General features: G+C 63.1%; 18 protein-coding genes and 1 tRNA gene. 10 read left to right on the top strand and 9 right to left on the bottom strand.

Annotated features, from left to right (window positions below; genetic code table 11):
- Positions 1–26 precede the first annotated feature (26 nt).
- A complete protein-coding gene (locus RQH62_RS03325) occupies positions 27–314 on the top strand; it encodes an acyl carrier protein (protein WP_311267298.1) in 288 nt (95 codons plus the stop codon).
- Positions 315–337: 23 nt separating this feature from the next.
- Here the strand turns inward: RQH62_RS03325 and trxB are convergent, their stop codons facing one another.
- A complete protein-coding gene (gene trxB / locus RQH62_RS03320) occupies positions 338–1,300 on the bottom strand; it encodes a thioredoxin-disulfide reductase (protein ID WP_311267297.1) in 963 nt (320 codons plus the stop codon).
- A 610-nt stretch (positions 1,301–1,910) separates the two neighbouring features.
- Between trxB and RQH62_RS03315 the strand changes: the two genes are divergently transcribed.
- Positions 1,911–2,492 carry a hypothetical protein gene (locus tag RQH62_RS03315; protein WP_311267296.1) on the top strand — a complete coding sequence of 194 codons (582 nt, stop codon included), beginning with the start codon at positions 1,911–1,913 and terminating at the stop codon, positions 2,490–2,492.
- A gap of 206 nt (positions 2,493–2,698) precedes the next feature.
- A complete protein-coding gene (locus RQH62_RS03310; RefSeq protein WP_311267295.1) occupies positions 2,699–3,652 on the top strand; it encodes a hypothetical protein in 954 nt (317 codons plus the stop codon).
- 108 nt (positions 3,653–3,760) lie between these two features.
- Here the strand turns inward: RQH62_RS03310 and RQH62_RS03305 are convergent, their stop codons facing one another.
- From RQH62_RS03305 to RQH62_RS03290, 4 genes are all read right to left on the bottom strand, one after another.
- Positions 3,761–4,498, bottom strand: a complete 738-nt coding sequence (locus tag RQH62_RS03305; RefSeq protein ID WP_311267294.1) for a peptidase — start codon at positions 4,496–4,498, stop codon at positions 3,761–3,763.
- Between the two features lie 65 nt (positions 4,499–4,563).
- Complete coding sequence (locus RQH62_RS03300; protein ID WP_311267293.1) at positions 4,564–5,436, bottom strand: transglutaminase family protein; 873 nt, start codon at positions 5,434–5,436, stop codon at positions 4,564–4,566.
- Between the two features lie 21 nt (positions 5,437–5,457).
- On the bottom strand, positions 5,458–6,390 hold the full coding sequence (locus tag RQH62_RS03295; RefSeq protein ID WP_311267292.1) for an alpha-E domain-containing protein: 933 nt from the start codon (positions 6,388–6,390) through the stop codon (positions 5,458–5,460).
- 130 nt (positions 6,391–6,520) lie between these two features.
- The gene (locus tag RQH62_RS03290; RefSeq protein ID WP_311267291.1) at positions 6,521–7,930 is read right to left on the bottom strand and encodes a circularly permuted type 2 ATP-grasp protein; all 1,410 of its coding nucleotides are present in this window, start codon (positions 7,928–7,930) and stop codon (positions 6,521–6,523) included.
- Positions 7,931–8,110: 180 nt separating this feature from the next.
- On the opposite strand from RQH62_RS03290, the gene RQH62_RS03285 reads away from it, so the two are divergent.
- The 5 genes from RQH62_RS03285 (at position 8,111) to RQH62_RS03265 (ending at position 14,033) form a co-directional block, all read left to right on the top strand.
- Positions 8,111–8,959 carry an alpha/beta fold hydrolase gene (locus RQH62_RS03285; RefSeq protein WP_311267290.1) on the top strand — a complete coding sequence of 283 codons (849 nt, stop codon included), beginning with the start codon at positions 8,111–8,113 and terminating at the stop codon, positions 8,957–8,959.
- A 97-nt stretch (positions 8,960–9,056) separates the two neighbouring features.
- Positions 9,057–9,133: transfer RNA gene (locus tag RQH62_RS03280), tRNA-Met, on the top strand.
- Positions 9,134–9,223: 90 nt separating this feature from the next.
- Positions 9,224–10,930, top strand: coding sequence for a molecular chaperone HscC (locus RQH62_RS03275; RefSeq protein ID WP_311267289.1), 1,707 nt, complete (start codon positions 9,224–9,226; stop codon positions 10,928–10,930).
- The gene (locus tag RQH62_RS03270; RefSeq protein WP_311267288.1) at positions 10,927–12,711 is read left to right on the top strand and encodes a hypothetical protein; all 1,785 of its coding nucleotides are present in this window, start codon (positions 10,927–10,929) and stop codon (positions 12,709–12,711) included. The genes RQH62_RS03275 and RQH62_RS03270 overlap by 4 nt, the downstream gene beginning before the upstream one ends.
- Positions 12,712–12,806: 95 nt before the next feature.
- Positions 12,807–14,033 (top strand): FAD/NAD(P)-binding oxidoreductase, encoded by a 1,227-nt coding sequence (locus tag RQH62_RS03265; RefSeq protein ID WP_311267287.1) that lies wholly within the window; start codon positions 12,807–12,809, stop codon positions 14,031–14,033.
- Between the two features lie 92 nt (positions 14,034–14,125).
- Here RQH62_RS03265 and RQH62_RS03260 read toward each other — a convergent pair whose 3' ends face one another.
- Entirely contained in the window at positions 14,126–14,629 is a 504-nt protein-coding gene (locus RQH62_RS03260; RefSeq protein WP_311267286.1) for a 2'-5' RNA ligase family protein, read from the bottom strand.
- Between the two features lie 90 nt (positions 14,630–14,719).
- On the opposite strand from RQH62_RS03260, the gene RQH62_RS03255 reads away from it, so the two are divergent.
- Positions 14,720–15,142: a sugar transporter gene (locus RQH62_RS03255; RefSeq protein WP_311267285.1), complete on the top strand. Its 423-nt coding sequence runs from the start codon at positions 14,720–14,722 to the stop codon at positions 15,140–15,142.
- A gap of 15 nt (positions 15,143–15,157) precedes the next feature.
- Here the strand turns inward: RQH62_RS03255 and mltG are convergent, their stop codons facing one another.
- The 3 genes from mltG to RQH62_RS03240 all read right to left on the bottom strand — a co-directional run bounded on the left by mltG (position 15,158) and on the right by RQH62_RS03240 (position 17,884).
- Positions 15,158–16,129, bottom strand: coding sequence for an endolytic transglycosylase MltG (mltG, locus tag RQH62_RS03250; RefSeq protein ID WP_311267516.1), 972 nt, complete (start codon positions 16,127–16,129; stop codon positions 15,158–15,160).
- Positions 16,130–16,211: 82 nt separating this feature from the next.
- Positions 16,212–17,471 (bottom strand): beta-ketoacyl-ACP synthase II, encoded by a 1,260-nt coding sequence (gene fabF / locus RQH62_RS03245; RefSeq protein WP_311267284.1) that lies wholly within the window; start codon positions 17,469–17,471, stop codon positions 16,212–16,214.
- A 179-nt stretch (positions 17,472–17,650) separates the two neighbouring features.
- Complete coding sequence (locus RQH62_RS03240) at positions 17,651–17,884, bottom strand: acyl carrier protein (RefSeq protein ID WP_007689016.1); 234 nt, start codon at positions 17,882–17,884, stop codon at positions 17,651–17,653.
- 208 nt (positions 17,885–18,092) lie between these two features.
- Here RQH62_RS03240 and RQH62_RS03235 point away from each other — a divergent pair, with 208 nt between their 5' ends.
- Positions 18,093–19,313: a glycosyltransferase family 87 protein gene (locus RQH62_RS03235; RefSeq protein ID WP_311267283.1), complete on the top strand. Its 1,221-nt coding sequence runs from the start codon at positions 18,093–18,095 to the stop codon at positions 19,311–19,313.
- Position 19,314 lies beyond the last annotated feature (1 nt).

The following is a 19,314-nucleotide window of genomic DNA, read 5'->3' as shown; positions in this document are numbered from 1 at the left end:
AGCGAACCATTAGTGAGGCGGCCATTATGCAGGCGCAAAATTCTCAGCCGGTCGACCGGACAGCCCATGTAGACAGCCTGATGCGGGCGTTGCTGCGCGACGTGCTCGGCCTGTCGCAGGACAGGGTCGATGCGTTCGACGCGGACACCCCGCTGTTCGGCGCCCTTCCCGAACTGGATTCGATGGCGGTCGCGGGCCTGCTGACCGAAATCGAGGACCGGTTCGATATCCTGATCGAGGATGAGGATATCGACGGCGACACGTTCGAGACGTTCGGGTCGCTGGTCGCCTTTGCCCAGGCGAAGGTCGGCTAAAAGCCGACCCGCCCCATGGAGGCTCAGGCCTCCACCAGTTCCTCGAAATCCTGTTCCGCCAGGAACTTCTCGACGTCGAGCGCGGCCATGCAGCCCATGCCGGCCGCCGTCACCGCCTGACGATAAATCTTGTCGGTGACGTCGCCCGCCGCGAAGACGCCGGGGATGGCGGTACGGGTCGTGCCCTTCTCCACCACGATATAGCCTTCGTCGAGCGGCAGCTTGCCGTCGAACAATTCGGTCGCGGGATGATGGCCGATCGCGACGAAGCCGCCGTCGGTCGTCACATGCGACTTTTCGCCCGTCACCGTGTCGATCAGGTCCACACCGACCAGACCTTCGGGCGTGCCGCCGCCGACGAACTTGTCCACCGCCTTGTTCCACAGCACCTTGATGTTCGGATGGGCGTGGAGGCGCGCTTGCAGGATTTTTTCGGCGCGCAGGCTGTCGCGGCGGTGGATCAGCGTCACGTCATGGCTGTGGTTGGTGAGATAGAGCGCCTCTTCGACCGCGGTGTTGCCGCCGCCGATCACCACCACCTTCTTGCCGCGATAGAAGAAGCCGTCGCAGGTGGCGCAGGCCGATACGCCCTTGCCCTGCAAATGCTCCTCGCCCTCAACGCCCAGCCATTTGGCCTGCGCGCCGGTGCAGATGACGAGCGTGTCGGCGACGTAAAGCGTGCCGCTGTCGCCGGTCAGGCGGAAGGGGCGCTGCGACAGGTCGATGTCGACGATCTGGTCGTACATCATCTGCGCGCCGACATGTTCGGCCTGCGCCTGCATCTGCTCCATCAGCCAGGGGCCCTGGATCACATCCTTGAAGCCGGGATAATTTTCGACGTCGGTGGTGATGGTCAGCTGCCCGCCGGGCTGCATTCCCTGCACCACGATCGGCGCCAGACCCGCGCGCGCGCCATAGATGGCGGCGGACAGACCGGCCGGGCCGGAACCGAGGATGAGCATGCGGGTGGAATGGGTGGCGGTCATGTCAGGCTTTCAAACTGCGATTCGGGTGGGCGACAGAGATAGGCGGCGGGGACGCGGGTGCAAGCGAAGGATTTGCTTGGGACGCCCCAAGCGCCGCTGCGAAGGGGCGATTGCGGTCACCATGACGCGCCACCGGGGTCACGGGCCGGAAGTTCACAGTGTCGATGCGCGCCATTTACGGGGTTTTGCACCGGGGATGCGACAGCAAAGCGCCCGTGACGCGACAACTGGGTCACGTCGGCGCACCGGAAACGCGCCGATCGGGTCGCAGCACCGCGCTGGTGACGCGCCTTGTAGGTCACGGCTTGGCGGCCCGGTTGCGGGGCCAAGGGTGCGGGCATGGGGACGAGGCGCAGGGGTTCCATTTGGCAGGACAGATCAGAGATTATCCTACATTGGTAGCAGGATTTTTTGGGGGGGGGATGAAGGCGGCGATTGCGGAACGTCCGGTTCGGAGTCCGGTCGCTGTGATCACTGATATACAGTGGGTTGCCGACTAGAGGCAGCCATTGGCGCGCCCTGCGGCATATGGCCGAGCGATAACAGCAAGGACTCGCTTCCCGCGTCGCATCGTTGTGCTAGATTGATTCCGAATAGATCGGGGGCAAGCATGAAATGGAAGGTGGCGGTCATCGCGGTAGCGATGTTGGTGGCTGGTACCGCTCAAGGGCAGGACACCGCACAGTCACCTGATGGCCTCTACACCGTTTCGGTTGTTCCCAATGGCGAGGAAGACGAAAACGGCTTTGGCGCGCAGGCGCTCGTCCTCTACAGCACCAAGGGCAACATTCAGCGGCGCTTGCTCGTCTCCAAATGGAATGGCGACTACGCGCGTAACCTCGCAGGCCTCTCGCACCCCCTGTTCTCGCTCGATGGCGGCTACGTCTATTTCAATAGCACCGATGCTTCACCGAACTCGGGCTACGTCCACCAATTCGACCTCAAGCTGAACGTTATCAAGGCCGTGTGTCCAGGCTGGGCTTTGCGCGTGATGCGGACCGGGCCGTATCGCGGCTATCTGCTCGTCCAGACACACCGCTATTGGGATCGGCCCGAGGGCGGTTCCTACAATCCTGTCTTCCTCACGCATCCGTCAGGCAAAAAGATCATGATGGTGCCGGGTAGCGATAATGATGAGGGCGAACTGGCCGTCGATCCCTGGCTGGCGAAGATGAATTGGCGGGCTTGGTAATAACTATGGCGCATCAGCAAATGCTCGCGCCGGTCAAGCTGGCTTTATAGACGATTTTTGAACTACCGCGTTGAGATCGAATTGGGGGAAGTAGCTTGCGGAAAATAGGATATTGGGCGGTCGCGATCTTAGCGGCCGTTGGGTTTCACGCGTCTGCCAGCGCGGAGCCGATGTCGTTCGTGATGAAGCTAGACCGAATCGATCGCATGGCCGCGAAGCTGACAAATGGCGAAGAACGCATTTACGCTTCCGGCGACATCACTGAGGGCACGACCGAGAAGTTTCTCGCATTTGTCCATCAACACAATGTCGAAGCTGCAACAGTGTCATTCAACTCACCCGGTGGTTCGCTGGTGGAAGGAATGAAGCTAGGGCACGCTATCAGAGCCTTGGAGTTCTCCACAACGGTCGGCGGTTTTCAGCCCAAATACGATCCAACGGTAAACCCAAAGACGATCTGTGCAAGCGCCTGCGTCTATGCCTTTGCCGGTGGAACTGGACGATATATTGACCAATATACGGGCAGGCTAGGGGTGCATCAGTTCTATTCGAATGATGATGCTGGCGTCTCAGGCGAAACCGCGCAGCAAGTCAGCGGACTTGTCGTCGCCTATCTCGATCAAATGGGCGTGGACGCAAAAGCCTTCACTCTTTCTACATTCGCTAATCGCGACGGCGTAATTTGGCTTTCACCCTCAGAAGCACTCGAGCTTCGGTTCGCAAATAACGGTGTCGAACTTCCCACCGCTGAAATTAAACTCGCTAACATGACCCCTTATCTCAAGCTCGAACAGAACAAGGCAAGCGCAACAATCCGAATCCTGTTTAACTGCTATAAGAAGCAAGTGCATTTTGTATTTGGCATCGTGACTGATCCAACGACGAGCGGCATGATAGGGGAGAACCAGAAGCGTTCATATCTGGAACTCGACAACAAAGAGTTTCTTGCCGTGCCGGGCAAGACCGGCGCAAGAGCCAATCAGAGCGTAGTGTGGCTCGAGCGCTCCATGACGCCTTCCACGCTACTACAGGTTCTTGAAGCAGATAGCGTGGGCGGTTGGGTCGATGGATTTGGCGCTGTCCGATATGGCGGAACACTAGATATGCCTACTGTGCGCGCCAAGGCGGCTGAGTTCGCAAAGCAGTGTTACGGACTATAGGACCGACATCGGGTAAGGCACCCCCTCAAACTTCCCGAAAGTGTCCGCTTTCAGGCGGACGCATAACGAACTCAAACGGCGAGAAATTGCGCAAACCGCCCTCCCCCCTCAATCCAGCACGTTAGGCAAATCCTCGAAGCCCTTGCGCAGGGCCGCGCTCCAGCCCTGGGAGATCATCAGGAATTCCTCATTATCCGCCTCGATCCGGGTGCGGACGCGGAAGTCGTAGGCGTCGGTGGGGATCACCGTCAGGTCGAGCGGCATGCCGACGGACAGGTTAGAACGCAGCGTCGAATCCATCGATACCAGCACCGCCTTGGTCGCGTCTTCCAGGCTGGTTTCGCGTTGGATGATGCGGTCCAGAATGGGCTTGCCATATTTATGTTCGCCAATCTGGAAGAAGGGCGTGTCTTCGGTCGCCTCGATGAAATTGCCGGCGGAATAGATGAGGTAGAGGCGCGGCTTGCCGCCCTTGCGCTGGCCCGCGATCATGATCGACGCGCTGGAGGCGGAACCGCCCATTTCGATGTTGGAGCGATAGCGTTGCTGCATCTTCTGCATGGCATCGCCCACGATCTGCGCCACGCGATACATGGTGTCGCAATTGAGGATGGTTTCGACATCGGGGTCGAGCTGCGATTCCTTGATCGCCTTGCTCAGCGTCGCCTTCACCCCCTGGGTGATGGACAGGTTGCCCGAACACATCAGCGTGATCGCGCGCTCACCGGGCACATGATAGGTGAAGCTTTTCCGGAAACGCGCGATATTGTCCATGCCCGCATTGGTGCGGGTGTCGGACAGCATGACCAGTCCCTGGTCCACGCGCACGGCCACACAATAAGTCACGGCCCCCCTGGCCTCCTGCTTTTCTCTGCCGCGATGCCTGAGTCGGATACAGGCTATCGCGTTGTTCAACCCGCAGAGTCGGGCGGCGGGGTGCTTTGTTGTTGCTGCCTTTGCAGCTGCCGTTCCTCAACTCCGTCCTCCGCCTGCGCGATACGGACGTCGGCGTCAATCCATATGTCGCCCGCGACCGTGACGGAGCCACGGATCGGCGCGGCTTCATCGGCATCCAGTCCGCTGGCGACGCGCAGATAGCGTTCGGTGACGCAGACGCGGTTGGACGGGTCGAAGCCGATCCAGCCGAGCTGCGGCACGAAGGCTTCGGCCCAGCCATGGGTTTCGTGGAGCGCATCCCCCTCCCCCGCCAGCAGATAGCCGGACACATATCTCGCCGGGATGCCTATCGTGCGGGCGGCGGCAATGAAGACCTGCGCATGGTCCTGACACACGCCGGCGCCCAGCGCGAAGGCTTGCGCGGCGGTGGTGTTCGACGTGGTGACGCCGGCGCGATAGTGGACCGCGTCGCTGACAGCGGCGGACAGGGCGTGGAGCGTGGCGAGCGGGCCGTCCTGTTCGGGCAGGTCGCGGGCCATGGCGGCGATCCCGTCCGACGCGCGGGTCAGGCGGGTGTCGCGCAGGAAGTAGCGCGGATCGACCCGGCTGTGCAGGTGACCGACGACGCCATGGCTTTCGCGCGTGTCGACCAGCCCTTCGGCCACGATGGTCGCATGGTCGAGCCGGTCGTGGCGAATCCAGATCGCCTCCCGCTCGCCATAGCTGTTGGGGTGGAAGCCGGTGATCGGCTCGCCATTCACGCTGACCTGCCATTCCAGCACGCTCTGCGCGGGCGTATCGACCGGCATCAGCTTCAGCCGCATCGCGACCCGGCCGGCGCTGGCCGCGTAGCGATAGACGGTCTGGTGGCGAACGAGCAATTTCATGGACGCGCCTCCCGCTTCCCCTCAGCCGAAATGATAGGCCTGCGCGATTTCCGCGCCCAGCCGGTTGGTCATGGACAGGCCGTGCTGCACTGTTTCATGCAGGCCGAAGCGGAAGATTTCGCCGCTGTCCAGCTTCTCCAGCGCGGTCACCATTTCCTGCACCGTGTCGTTGCAGGCGGCGCGCGCATCATGCCAGCCCGCGAGGCGATTGAGCCGATAGGCCAGCTGGTCGTAGCAATAGGCGACGCTGCGCGGGAACAGGCGGTTCAGCATCAGGAAATCGGTGATCTGCCAGGGCGTGTAGGTGCCGCCATAGACATGATGATAGGCGCGGCTGCCCGAGAGCGCATGCAGCACCGACGTCCATTGATAATGATCGCGATTGCCGCCGATCACTTCGGTTTCGGGGAGCAGGACATAATATTTGACGTCCAGCAGGCGCAGCGTCATCTGCGCCCGCTCCAGCGCGGAACCGGTGCGCAGGAAGTCGTGCCCTTCATTGCGCAACTGGCCCGAATGGGCGGCGCCGCGGAAGGTCATGACGCGGGTCTTCACCCAGTCGATCAGCGCGGGGAGCTGCTGGCGCGCTTCGCCGACATCATAGCTGTCCAACTTGCGCCAGCCTTCGTTCAGCGCTTCCCACATGTCCTGCGTGAGCATGGTGCGGGCCGACTTGGCGTTGGCGCGGGCTTTCAGCAGGCAGGAGCGGATCGAGGAGGGATTGTCGGGGTCCAGCATCAGGAAGGAGACGACGTCGCTTTCCGTCACCTGCTGGCCTTCGGGGAATTGATGGCCCGAGCCGGTGGCGCGCACGACCGAGCGCCATTCGTCGCGATGATGCGCGCCCGGCAGGATCGCCATCCGCTGCCCCATGGTCAGCAGCCGCGCGGTCGCCTCCGCCCGCTCCATATAGCGCGCCATCCAGAAGAGATTTTCGGCGGTCCGGCTCAGCATGTGGGATTTTCCCGCAGAATATTATCCGTTCGGGCTGAGCTTGTCGAAGCCCCGCCCTTCACTTCAAGAAAAGAACAGCCCTTCGACAGGCTCAGGGCGAACGCAGGAGATGCTGGTTGGTGGCCCATCATCAATCCTGCAACACCCAGGTGTCCTTCACCCCACCGCCCTGACTGGAGTTCACCACCAGCGACCCTTCGGTCAGCGCGACGCGGGTCAGGCCGCCGGGAACGAGGCGGATCTGCTTGCCGACCAGACAATAGGGACGGAAGTCGGCGTGGCGGCCGACCACCGCCGCCGGGCCGAGCGTCGGCACGGTCGACAGGTCGAGCGTAGGCTGGGCGATGAATTCGCCAGGGTTCGCCCTGATCCGCGCGGCATAGGCTTCGACCTCGTCCTTGGTGGACTTGGGGCCGATCAGCATGCCGTAGCCGCCCGAACCATGGACTTCCTTGGCGACCAGCTCGTGGAGGTTCTCCAGCACATATTGCAGTTCGTCAGGCTTGCCGCACTGCCAGGTCTGGATGTTATCCAGAATCGGCTTTTCGCCCAGATAGAAGCGGATCATCTCCGGCACATAGATATAGACCGCCTTGTCGTCGGCGATGCCCGATCCGGGCGCCGACGCCAGCGTCACGCCGCCATTGCGATAGACGTTGAAGATGCCCGGCACGCCCAGCAGACTGTCCGGACGGAAGACCAGCGGATCGATATATTCGTCGTCGATCCGGCGATAGATGACGTCCACCGCCTTTGGCCCCAGCGTCGTCTTCATCCACACCCGGTCATTGTCCACGAACAGGTCCGCCGGCTCGACCAGTTCCACGCCCATCAGGTCGGCGAGGAAGCTATGCTCATAATAGGCGCTGTTGAGCGAGCCGGGCGTCAGCACGACCACGACCGGATCGCCCTTGCACGCCGGCGGCGCGACTTCCTTCAGGCTTTTCAGCAATTCGGCGGGATAATCATCCACCGGCGCGACGATCCCCTGCGCGAACAGTTCGGGGAACATGCGCGTCATGATCTCGCGATTTTCGAGCATGTAGGACACGCCGGACGGGGTGCGGCAATTATCTTCCAGCACCTCGAAACTGCCCGGTCCGGTCCGTACGATGTCGATCCCGACGATATGGCTGTAGACCTTCCCCGGCGGGGTGAAGTCGGCCATTTCCGCCAGATAGGCGCTGTTGCGGTAGATGATGTCGGCGGGCATGATGCCGGCCTTCACAATCTCGCCGCGATGATAGACGTCGTGCAGGAAGGCGTTCAATGCCCGCGCCCGCTGGCGGATGCCCTTGTCCAGGATACGCCATTCGTTCGCTGTGAAGATGCGCGGCAGCAGGTCGAACGGGATCAGTCGTTCGGGATCGCCGCCCTCGCCATAGACGGCGAAGGTGATGCCGATGCGGCGGAAGATCGCCTCCGCCTCATCCATGCGGCGATTGAGTCCGGCTATGCCCGTTCGCTCCACCCATTTCTGCACCTCGTCATAGCAAGGGCGTATCGAACCATCCGGTTCAAACATTTCATGGAAGGGCAAGTGGACGATCCTCCCTCGGCCAGCGGCCGGTTGTGCATTGCAATATGTGTGCGCCGCGCTGTGGCGATTGCAAGGCAAAAATGGCGAGACGGAAAAAGGTTTCCCGCCCGTTCATGATATATGGTGGAAAAGCCGCACCATTTCGTTTCTGCGCGCAGCCGTTTGAGGAGACAGTATAGGATGAGCCGTTTCCGCCGGACTTTGACATCCTGCCTGATTGCGATGTCGCTGACCCTGACCGGTTGCGCAGGTGCGGTGCGCGACCAGATTTACAAGGCCAGCGATACCAGGATCGACGTCGCCCAATGGACCCATGTCCGCCCGCAGGCCTTCCCCGTGGCGACGGCGGACGGCCTGTCCCTGACCGGCTATTACTGGCCCGGCGACCCAATGGACCGCGACGTGATCCTCTTCTTCCACGGTCGCGGATCAAACCAAGGCGTTGCCGCACGCTACGCCGAACATCTGATCGGCCGGGGCGACCATGTGATCGTGGTGTCCTATCGCGGCTTCGGCGGCAATCCGGGCAGCCCGACCCAGGCGAGCATGGTGGATGATGGCCGCCGCTTCATCGCGCAGGCCCGCAACCTGATCGGATCGAACGCGCGCATCTTTCTGGTCGGCCATTCGCTAGGCGGTGCGGTGGCGCTGCATGTCGCGGCGACGATGCCGGTGGCCGGCGTCGTCACCCTGTCCACCTTCGACAAATTGTCCGAATCCACGCCGGGCGGGATGAGCGCCCTGCTGCCCGACAAATGGAACAATCTGGACGCCGCGACCAAGATCAGGACGCCGCTGGTGATGATCCACGGTACCGCCGACGACCGGGTCGATATGAGCCAGGCCAGCGCCCTGTTCGCCGCCGCCGGCCATCCCACCGACTGGCTGATCGCGCCGGGCGCCGGCCATAATCCCGACATGGCCAAGCTGGGCCCGCTGGTCAGCGAGGCAGTGGAAGCCGTGGATGACGACGCGCTGGCGACCTATCCCACGGCACTGCCGGCCGGCTGGGAGGTCCGCCGAAAATGATCGGGCAACTTTTCTGCAAAGCCCTGTTGACCACCCCGCATCCCCTGCGTATAGCGCCGCCTCACCGCAGGGCTTGCCGCCCGGCGAGGCCCTTTGGGGCGGAGTAGCTCAGCTGGTTAGAGCAGCGGAATCATAATCCGCGTGTCGGGGGTTCAAGTCCCTCCTCCGCTACCATTTCCCGACCATTGTAAAATTTCCACCTCGGATCAATGCCCTGTGGATTTTACCCCCTCGCCGCGCCAATCTGCGCGTTGGGGGGACTGCATGATTCTCGGTATTGATCTTGGTACGACCAACAGCGCAGCCGCTGTCTGGAAGGATGGCGCGGCGCATCTTGTTCCCAATGCGTTGGGGGAATGGCTTACGCCCTCCGCCGTCAGCATCGACGCAGACGGCACGGTCCATGTCGGCGCGGCGGCACGCGACCGGCAGACCACGGATCCGGATCGCACCGTTACCAGCTTCAAACGCTATATGGGCACGCAGCGACGCGCGACGCTGGGCAAGCAGGATTATGCCGCAGAGGAATTGTCCGCCTGCATCCTGCGCGCGCTCAAGGCGGATGCGGACGCCTTTTGCGGTGAGCCCATCACTGAAGCCGTCATCACCGTCCCCGCCTATTTCAACGACCGCCAGCGCAAGGCGACGCGGCAGGCGGGTGAGCTGGCCGGACTGACCGTCCGGCGCCTGATCAACGAACCGACCGCCGCCGCGCTCGCTTTTGGCGTCCATAGTCGCGAAGAGCACGAACCCTTTCTCGTGTTCGATCTGGGCGGCGGCACGTTCGACGTGTCGATCGTGGAGATGTTCGACGGCATCGTGGAAGTGCGCGCTTCATCGGGCGACAATCATCTGGGCGGCGACGATTTCAACGACGCGATCGTCGCGATCGCGCGTCCGGCCATCGACCCCGACGGCGCTCTGGCGACACGGGAACCGCTATTGGTGGAAGCCCGGCTGCGCGCGGCGGCCGAGCAGGTGAAGCGCGCTTTGTCGGTAGCGGACGCAGCCGAATTCATACTGGTGGTGGGCGAGGAACGACGCACCGCCACCATCACCGCGCAGGCGCTGGAGGAACAGGCGCAGGGCCTGCTGACCCGCCTGCGCGATCCGGTGCTGCGGTCGCTGCGCGATTCCCAAATCGACGTGAAGACGTTGAGCGAGGTCGTGCTGGTCGGCGGCGCCACGCGCATGCCGATCGTGCGCAAGGCGATCACACGCATGTTCGGCCGCTTCCCCAACAGCAGCGTCCATCCCGACCATGCCGTGGCGCTGGGTGCGGCGGTACAGGCTGGCCTGCTGGAAAAAGACGCTGCGCTGGACGAGATTCGGCTGACCGACGTCTGCCCCTTCACGCTGGGCGTCAATCATTCGGAACGCGACGCACGGGGCCATTATCATCACGGGCTTTTCTCCCCGATCATCGAGCGGAACACGGCGATCCCGGTCAGCCGCATGGAAAGCTATCGGACCATGTCCGACAATCAGCGCCATATCGAATTCGGCATCTACCAGGGTGAGGCGCGCGAAGTCTCGTCCAACGTCAAGCTGGGGTCGATCAGCATCCCGGTACCGCCCCGCCCGGCAGGTGAGGCCATGGTCGAATGCCGCTTCAGCTATGACAGCAGTGGATTGCTGGAGGTCGATGTGCTGGTGCCGGAAACGGGCCAGACCCGCAATCTGGTGATCGTGGACGAAAGCGACCGGCGGTCGGAAAAGGACATGGCGGAGCGGCGCACCCGGCTCGCAGCGCTGAAATTCCACCCGCGCGAAGCCATGGAGAATGTCGCCGCGCTGGCCCGTGCGCGCAAAGGCTATGAGGCTTTTATCGGCGAGCGGCGCGAAGCGATCGGCCATTGGATCACCCGCTTCCAGTCGGCACTGGAAACGCAGGACGGACGCCTCATCACCGAAGAGCGCCGGCTGCTGATCCAGAATCTGGACCTGGTCGAAAAGGAACATGGGCTGTGAGCCCGGACACCATCTGGCGGCATCTGGGGATAGACGCAACGCAGGACGGCAAGGCGATCCGCCGCGCCTATGCCGCAAGGCTGCGCGCGATCGACCCGGATCAGGATCGCGACGGCTTCGCCGCGTTGCGCGAGGCGCGCGACCTGGCGCTGGCTCTGGCGGCACAGTCGCCGCAGGATTTGCCGCGCGCAGACGCGACGATGGGCGTAGAAATCATGATCCCGTCCGCGTCGTTGCCGCTGACACCGCCCAGTCTGACAGCAGAACGGGGACAGGCGGGAGACATCGTCATACCGGCAGCCGAAGAGGCAACGAACTGGCAGGCCCCGCCCCTAGCGCCCGACTGCCGGATGCCCGGCGCGGATTATGACGCAGCCGACCTTCACCTGCCCGAATGGACCAGTCCGGCCATCGTGCCGCATCCTGCCGCCACGGAGATGTTTGACCAGAGCCGGGCCGACCATGCACTCCATGCCCTGCTCTATCCCGATCCCGACGCCGACACGCAGGGCGAACCGATGACGCAGGCCGAAGTCGATGCCGGCGCGGCGCTGCTCGATCGGCTGCATGACGAAGCGCAGGCCGGCGAGATCGACCTGCACGGCCGAATCGAATCCTGGCTGTCCAACATATTGGCGGGAAGCTGGCCCCGGTCGCACCCCTTGCTGGCCCATGCTGCCACAATGTTCGGCTGGAGCGCGAAGGAAGGCCAGATCGATACGCCGCCCGCGATCGACTATATCAACCGCCGTCTGGCATCGGACCGCTTCGCGCACGCGGTACAGGATAAAGGGCATCCGTTGCACAGTGCGTGGAAGCAATTGTCCAAACCGACACGGCCTGGGCAAGGCCGAGCCTTATGGTGGCAGGGTGACAAGATAGATGAACTGATCGCCACGATCCGCCGCGACTATCCGGAACTGGAGCAGCGGCTGAACTGGCACCGGATCGCGATATGGGAAAGCCGGAAAGAAACGCCCCGATCGACCAAGGGGGCCATATTCATGGTCGTCGTGGTCATTCAACTGATAGCCGCCGTGGCCCGCTGCGTGGGTGACAAGGCACCCGACAATAGCCGATATTCGCCGATCGTACCCGAAACGAGCACCGGCAGCCCGCAACCGCCCTTGTCCGTCACGCCACACACACCCGGTGGTCTGGGCGATCTGGATGCGGACCTGAAGGCTGCGATGCAGGCGAGCTTCGGCCCCGATGTGACTCTCGACTCACTGAGGCGCGATGTGCCGCTGGTCTATCAACTGTTCGAAAGCAACTGGCGCATCGGGCTGGATCTGGGGCGCAGCCGTGCGCAATATCGTGACACGATGGAAGGGCTGATCCGCGAACGATATGGGCTGCTGGCGCGACAGGCCGGCGGCAAACCGCTGGTCACCTATCAGCGGCAACGGCTGAAGGATGAGCGGCATCTCAAGGGCGAGCATTGGCAAGCCTGTGCCACGATCGCCGCCAATGGTCGGCTGGGCGACGTTGCGCTCATACCTGCGGACCAGCGGGAAGCCGCGCGTCCCGTCATCGCATCTGTCATCCTGTCCCTGCCGGACAATCCCAAACCGCTGCCGGCGACGGGGAGCACCTTCTCGATTCCCGGTCCGATCGTCGAAAAGACCATGGCCGCTTCGGGACTGACTCTGGAGCGGGTGCAGGCGACGTTCCGCGGTGAAGGCAGCGATCGCGAGAAATGCCTCTCGCATATCGCCCTGCTGGACGCCGCGCTGGAAGCAGATGCGAAGACACGCGACGGATTGTTGCCGCATCTGTGACCCGGAGATCGGAGACGCAGGCCGCAAAGGACTTGCCTCCCCCGATAAAGCGCGCCAAGCAGCGTCGCAAACGGGCAGAAGAGGATAGTGGCGGCATGAGTTATTACGACGTTCTGATCGTGGGCGCCGGGCATGCAGGCGCGCAGGCGGGGATCGCGCTGCGTCAGGCGGGTTTCGAAGGCACGATCGCGATGATCGGCGACGAGGCCTATCCGCCCTATGAGCGTCCGCCGCTGTCCAAGGAATATTTTGCCGGCGACAAGAGCTTCGACCGCATCCTGATCCGCCCCGCCAGCTTCTGGGAAGAGCGCAAGATCGACATGCTGCTGGGCAAGCGCGTCAAGAGCGTCGATCCGGAGGGCAAGTTCGTCACCGTGGCCGACGGCGAGATCGGCTATGGCAAGCTGATCTGGTGTACCGGCGGCAGCCCGCGCATGCTGACCTGTAATGGCGCGGACGCGCATAATGTCCATGCCGTGCGCCGCCGCGACGATGTCGACGCGATGATGGCGAAGCTCGACTCAATCAACCATGTGACCATCATCGGCGGCGGCTATATCGGGCTGGAAGCGGCGGCGGTGCTGTCGAAGTTCGGCAAGACGGTCGTGTTGCTGGAAGCGCTGGACCGGGTGCTCGCGCGCGTAGCGGGCGAAGACCTGTCGCGCTTTTACGAAGCGGAGCATCGCGCCCATGGCGTCGACCTGCGCACCGGCGCGCGGATGGACTGTATCGAGGTGACTGACGGCAAGGCCACGGCCGTACTGATGCAGGATGGCGAGCGGATCGCAACCGACATGGTGATCGTGGGTATCGGCATCATCCCGGAAACCGGCCCGTTGATCGCGGCGGGCGCGGCCGGCGGCAATGGCGTGGATGTGGACGAATATTGCCGCACCAGCCTGCCCGACATCTATGCCGTGGGCGATTGCGCGGCCCATGCCAACCGCTTTGCCGGCGGCGCGCAGATGCGGCTGGAATCGGTGCAGAATGCCAATGACCAGGCGAAGGTCGCGGTGGCGCATATCATGGGCAAGGAAGAAGCCTATGACGCCGTACCCTGGTTCTGGTCGAACCAATATGACCTGAAGTTGCAGACGGTGGGGCTGTCCACCGGCTTCGACCAGACCATCACGCGCGGCGATCCGGCCAGCCGCAGCTTCTCGATCGTCTATCTGAAGGGCGGCAAGGTGATCGCGCTGGATTGCGTCAACATGGTCAAGGACTATGTGCAGGGCCGCGCCCATGTGATCGCCGGCGCGACGCTGGACGTGGCGCAACTGGGCGATGCCAGCGTGCCGTTGAAGGAAGTCGGGCTGGCGTAAAGACACAAGCCCGTTCGTTTCGAGCGTGTCGAGAAACGTGAAGCGTTGCGCTATCCGTTTCTCGACTACGCTCGAAACGAACGGCTGTTGCGTTACCCCCTGAACATCGCCTTCATCGCCAGTTCCCATGGCCCGCCGCGATAGTGCCAGGCGGCCAGCCCCGCGATCGCCAGCGGGCGCGGGCGGAAATCCTCGCGCAGCGTTGCCGCGAGCGCCTTCGCCTCGGCCGGCGCGACCTTGTTCTGGATGGTGATGTGCAGCCGCGGGCGGGCTTCATCCTGCGGCGTCAGCAAGCCGGCAAAAGCATCGGCCAGATCGTCGCGCATCGCCATCAATGTCGGACTGTCCACACGGAACGCCACGCCCCGTCCCAGCAACATAACCTCCGTCAGCCGCGCGGGCGGCGGCGGCGCTGCGCAGAGCCGTTTGAGGCGTGCGGACACCTCCTCCAGCGCGGAGGGCGGAAGGTGATGGAACAGAGTCAGATGCGCCGGCAGGACATTGCGCTCCGGCGGGAAATGCGCGCGACGCAGGCAATCCGCCCAGGCGAAATCAGCCGCTCCCAGCAGCGCGGTGACGATGATCGGCGCGCTCATCGCACGGGCTTCCACCGACGGACAAGCAAGCGTAGGATGGGATCATAACGGCTCCGTACCATCGGGCCGCCATATCGGGAGGGAGTCATCATGTCGGCACCGCGTTCCTTCATCCTTATCGCCATCGCGTTCCTGCTCTGGAACCTGATGGGTATCGCCTCCTTCGTCATGCAATATCTGATGGACCTGAACGCACTGGCCAGGACGGACCCCGGCGGTGCGAAGATTTTCGCGGCCATGCCCGCCTGGCTGTGGCTGGACTATGGCATCGCCGTGCTGGCTGGTTTCGGCGGCGCGCTGTTTCTGCTGCTGCGCAAGCGGGTGGCGGTGCCGCTCTTCCTGCTCTCGCTGATCGCGGTGGTGGTGCAGTTCGGCTATGTCTTCGTCGCCACACCCGTCATCGCGATCAAGGGCGTGGTGGTGGCGACCGCCTTCCCGATCCTGATCTTCGTCATCGCGATCGTGCAATGGCGCTATGCCACGGCACAGCGGGCGAAAGGCGTCATCAACTAGCCCACCCGCAGGCGCTTACAATTCCCCCCGCGCGCGGCGGATTTCGAACCATTTGCGCACATTTTCATTATGCTGCTGGTAAGTGTCGGCGAAGATATGGCCGCCCTTGCCATCGGCGACGAAGTAGAGCGCCTTGGTCTGCGCGGGGTTCAGCACCGCCAGGATGGACAGGCGCCCCGGATTGGCGATCGGCCCCTTGGGCAGGCCGACCATCGCATAGGTGTTGTAATCGTTCACCGCCGCGATTTCCGACTTGCGGATGCGGCGGCCGAGCGGCTTGCCCTTGGTGATCGGGTAGATGATCGTCGGATCGGCCTGCAACATCATGTTGGTGCGCAGTCGATTGGCATAAACGCCGGCCACCATCGGCCGCTCCGCCGGAACGCCGGTTTCCTTTTCCACGATGCTGGCGAGGATGATCGCTTCGCGCGGCGTCTTCACGACCAGATTCTGCGCGCGCTCGGCCCATAATTTGGCCAGCGCCTTGTCCATGGCATCCTGCATGCGCTTGAGCACCGCGGCGCGCGGCTCGCCCTTGTCGAAGGCATAGCTGTCGGGCAGCACGCTGCCTTCCTCCGGCACCTTGATATCGCCGGTCAACTGGTCGTTGGCCATCAGCCGCTCATAGACCAGAATGGAGGGCATGCCTTCGGGGATGGTGATCAGGCGAGTCAGCGTCTTGCCGCCCTGAAGGATGGAGAGGATGTCGCTGTTGCTGGCGCCGGCGGGGATGGTGAACTCGCCCGCCTTGATCGACTTGCCCGCGCCGAACACCTTGGCCCGCGTCAGGAAGGCGTCGGCGGAACGCACCGCACCGGCCTGTTTCAGCAGCACAGCGGCGTCGGACAGGGTCGACCCCTCCGGCACGACGACGCTGATATCCTGCGTCGCTGGCCCCTTCTCGCTCCAGCCATAGACAAAGCGAAAGCCGATGAAGGCCGCGACGAGGAGGCCGATCAGAAGGACGATGCAGCCAAGGCGGCGCATCGGATTGCCGGATCGTCTTGCCATGCCCGTTCAGCCCATAGTGTGACCGCGCGCGCCGCAGGACGACGCGCGCGACACAGGATCAAATTGCCTTCATGATGAGCGAAGCATTGGTGCCACCAAAGCCGAACGAATTGTTCAGCACGGCGCGCACCTTGCGCTCCTTCGCCACGTGCGGGACCAGATCCACGCCCTTGCAGCTTTCGCTCGGCTCGTCGAGGTTGAGCGTCGGCGGCACGATCTGGTCGCGCATCGCGAGGATGCAGAAGATGCTTTCCACCGCGCCCGCGCCACCCAGCAAATGGCCGATCGCCGACTTGGTGGACGACATCGACATGGTGGACAGGTTGTCGCCAAACAGACGCTTGACCGCGCCCAGCTCCAGCTCGTCGCCCAGCGGGGTCGAGGTGCCATGCGCGTTCACATAGTCGATGTCCTCAAGGCTGAGGCCCGACTTCTTGAGCGCCATCTGCATCGAGCGGAAACCGCCCGAGCCTTCCGGATGCGGGGCAGTGACATGATAGGCGTCGCCCGACAGGCCATAGCCGATCACTTCGGCATAGATTTTCGCGCCGCGCTTCTTGGCATGCTCATATTCTTCGAGCACGACCACGCCCGCGCCTTCGCCCATGACGAAGCCGTCGCGGTTGACGTCATAGGGGCGGCTCGCCTTTTCCGGCGTGTCGTTGAAGCCGGTCGAAAGCGCGCGTGCCTGCGCGAAGCCGGCGATGCCGATCGGGCAGATCGCGCTTTCCGCGCCGCCCGCCAGCATGACGTCGGCATCGTCCATCGCGATCATGCGCGCGGCGTCGCCGATCGAGTGAGCGCCGGTCGAGCAGGCGGTCACGACTGCGTGGTTCGGCCCCATCAGGCCGTACTTGATCGACACCTGACCGGAGATCAGGTTGATGAGGCGACCATGGACGAAGTGTGGGCTGACGCGGCCCGGCCCCTTGTTGGCCAGCACCAGCGATTCGCTTTCGATGCCCGGCAGGCCGCCAATGCCCGAACCGATCGAGCAACCGGCGCGCAGACGCTCTTCTTCCGACATATTGTCGAGACCCGCGTCGCGCAGCGCTTCGCTGGCAGCGGAAATGCCGTAGACGATGAAGGGATCGACCTGACGCTGGATCTTGTGATCCACGTCCAGCGACGCATCATAGCCATATTCATGATCGGCTGGCTTCACTTCGCAGGCGATGCGACATTTATATTCGCTGGCGTCGAAGCGGGCGATCGTCGCCGCGCCCGATTTGGACGCAATGATGTTCTTCCAGCTGGTTTCGACATTCCCGCCCAGCGGGCTCACCATGCCAAGGCCGGTTACGACGACACGACGCATATCCTAGCTCCGAAATCTCTCATGGGCTTTGTGCCGCCCATCTAGCCATTTAAAGCGCGCTTTCAAGCCACGCGCCAGATACGAAAAGGCTCCCCACGCTCGGCGCTGGCCGGACAGGAGGAGCCGTCTCTTATGCGCAATTCCGGCCTTCCCCATACGGGATCAGGCCGAAAGACGCCTTACTGCTTGCTATCGATATAATCGATCGCATCCTTGACGGTGGCGATCTTCTCGGCCGCATCGTCAGGGATTTCGACGCCGAATTCTTCTTCGAACGCCATGACGAGTTCGACGATGTCCAGGCTGTCAGCGCCCAGATCGTCGATGAAGCTTGCGTCCTCGGTCACCTTTTCGGCTTCAACGCCCAGATGCTCGACGACGATTTTCTTTACGCGATCCGCGGTCTCACTCATGAGTGGTCCTTCTTACTGGGTATCGTTGGTGGTTCTGAATAACCGTTAAGGCATTGCCCTAGTGCCAAGCCCCGATAGAGGCAAGAGGGAAGGCCGCCAAGCCCCTTCATTCGCTATCGCAACCAAGCGGCAATAAAAACCGCCCTTTTGCGGCATGGTTACGGCCTATTTACCAAAATTTCAGCGACTTCGTGCGAGGGACAGGGGCATGGCGCCCCTCCCCTCCCCCGATTCTTTGGTCACCCGCGCGCGCGTTCGGCTGACCGCGATTTTGGTGCTGGCCGCGACCGTCATCGGCCTTTTTTACCTGTTCGCGACCGCGCATGGCACGGTGGATTCGCTCGGTCGGCCGCTCGGCACCGACTTTTCCAACGTCTGGACGGCGGGCTGGATGGCCGATCATGGCCGCGCGCCGGAGGCATGGAACTGGCCCACCCAGCATGCAGTGCAGAAACAGGTCCATCATGATCCCGCCATTCCCTTCTATGGCTGGCACTATCCCCCACCCTTCCTGATCATCGCCACGCTGCTCGCCCAATTTCCTTATGTCGTGGCGCTGCTGATCTGGCAGGGAATGACGCTGCTGCTGGCGCTGTGCCTGATCCGACGCATCCTGCCGGGCGATCGCGACGCGATTCTGGTGGCGCTGGGCGCGCCGGTGGTGCTGGTGTGTCTGGGCCATGGCCAGAATGCCTTCCTGACCGCCAGCCTGCTCGGCGCGGGCATGTTTCTGCTCGACCGCAAGCCGTGGGTGGCGGGCATGCTGCTCGGCGCGCTGGTCTACAAGCCGCAATTCGCCGTGCTGATCCCGATCCTGATTCTGGCGCGGGGGAACTGGCGCGCGTTCATCGCGGCAGGCCTGACCGTCACAGCGCTGTGCCTGCTGACGCTCGCCATCTGGGGCTGGCCGGTGTGGCAGGCGTTCCGCGACTCCCTGCCGCTGACCCAGCATATCATCATAGAGGCCGGCGCGACCGGCTGGGAAAAGATACAAAGCCCCTTCTCCGCCATCCGCCAATGGGGCGGTACCATCCCATTCGCCTATGCCGTGCAGGGCATCGTCACCGCGATCGCGATCGCAGCGGCGGCGCTGGCGGCCCGGCGCGGGTCGATGGAGGTACGCGGGGCGGCCGCACTCAGCGCGGCGCTGCTCTGCACCCCCTATGTGCTCGATTATGATTTCGTGCTGCTGGGCGTCGCCATCGCCTTTCTGGCGGCGGACATGAAGCGGCGCGGCGCGCTGCCGTGGGAGCCGACATGGCTGGCCTATGCCTGGCTCGCGCCGCTGTTCGGCCGCTCGCTGTCGGAACTGACTCATGTACCCATCAACCTGATCGCCGCCGTCGCCGTGCTGGCACTGGCAGTACGGCGGACCATCCTGCTGGATGGCGCGTTCACGCCCTGTGGCCTGAAGCTGCGGAGGATTTGAG

Source organism: Sphingobium sp. WCS2017Hpa-17, from assembly GCF_031843765.1.
Lineage (GTDB): Bacteria > Pseudomonadota > Alphaproteobacteria > Sphingomonadales > Sphingomonadaceae > Sphingobium.
Note: the sequence above shows the minus strand (reverse complement) of the source record. Positions and strands in the feature narration are given on the sequence as shown.

What these genes read in the sequence shown, in the direction of transcription:
- RQH62_RS03325 (WP_311267298.1), top strand. Translation starts at nt 27, where the DNA reads ATGCAGGCGCAAAATTCTCAGCCGGTCGACCGGACAGCCCATGTAGAC.
- trxB (WP_311267297.1), bottom strand. Translation starts at nt 1,300, where the DNA reads ATGACCGCCACCCATTCCACCCGCATGCTCATCCTCGGTTCCGGCCCG.
- RQH62_RS03315 (WP_311267296.1), top strand. Translation starts at nt 1,911, where the DNA reads ATGAAATGGAAGGTGGCGGTCATCGCGGTAGCGATGTTGGTGGCTGGT.
- RQH62_RS03310 (WP_311267295.1), top strand. Translation starts at nt 2,699, where the DNA reads ATGGCCGCGAAGCTGACAAATGGCGAAGAACGCATTTACGCTTCCGGC.
- RQH62_RS03300 (WP_311267293.1), bottom strand. Translation starts at nt 5,436, where the DNA reads ATGAAATTGCTCGTTCGCCACCAGACCGTCTATCGCTACGCGGCCAGC.
- RQH62_RS03295 (WP_311267292.1), bottom strand. Translation starts at nt 6,390, where the DNA reads ATGCTGAGCCGGACCGCCGAAAATCTCTTCTGGATGGCGCGCTATATG.
- RQH62_RS03285 (WP_311267290.1), top strand. Translation starts at nt 8,111, where the DNA reads ATGAGCCGTTTCCGCCGGACTTTGACATCCTGCCTGATTGCGATGTCG.
- RQH62_RS03275 (WP_311267289.1), top strand. Translation starts at nt 9,224, where the DNA reads ATGATTCTCGGTATTGATCTTGGTACGACCAACAGCGCAGCCGCTGTC.
- RQH62_RS03265 (WP_311267287.1), top strand. Translation starts at nt 12,807, where the DNA reads ATGAGTTATTACGACGTTCTGATCGTGGGCGCCGGGCATGCAGGCGCG.
- RQH62_RS03260 (WP_311267286.1), bottom strand. Translation starts at nt 14,629, where the DNA reads ATGAGCGCGCCGATCATCGTCACCGCGCTGCTGGGAGCGGCTGATTTC.
- RQH62_RS03255 (WP_311267285.1), top strand. Translation starts at nt 14,720, where the DNA reads ATGTCGGCACCGCGTTCCTTCATCCTTATCGCCATCGCGTTCCTGCTC.
- mltG (WP_311267516.1), bottom strand. Translation starts at nt 16,129, where the DNA reads ATGCGCCGCCTTGGCTGCATCGTCCTTCTGATCGGCCTCCTCGTCGCG.
- fabF (WP_311267284.1), bottom strand. Translation starts at nt 17,471, where the DNA reads ATGCGTCGTGTCGTCGTAACCGGCCTTGGCATGGTGAGCCCGCTGGGC.
- RQH62_RS03240 (WP_007689016.1), bottom strand. Translation starts at nt 17,884, where the DNA reads ATGAGTGAGACCGCGGATCGCGTAAAGAAAATCGTCGTCGAGCATCTG.
- RQH62_RS03235 (WP_311267283.1), top strand. Translation starts at nt 18,093, where the DNA reads ATGGCGCCCCTCCCCTCCCCCGATTCTTTGGTCACCCGCGCGCGCGTT.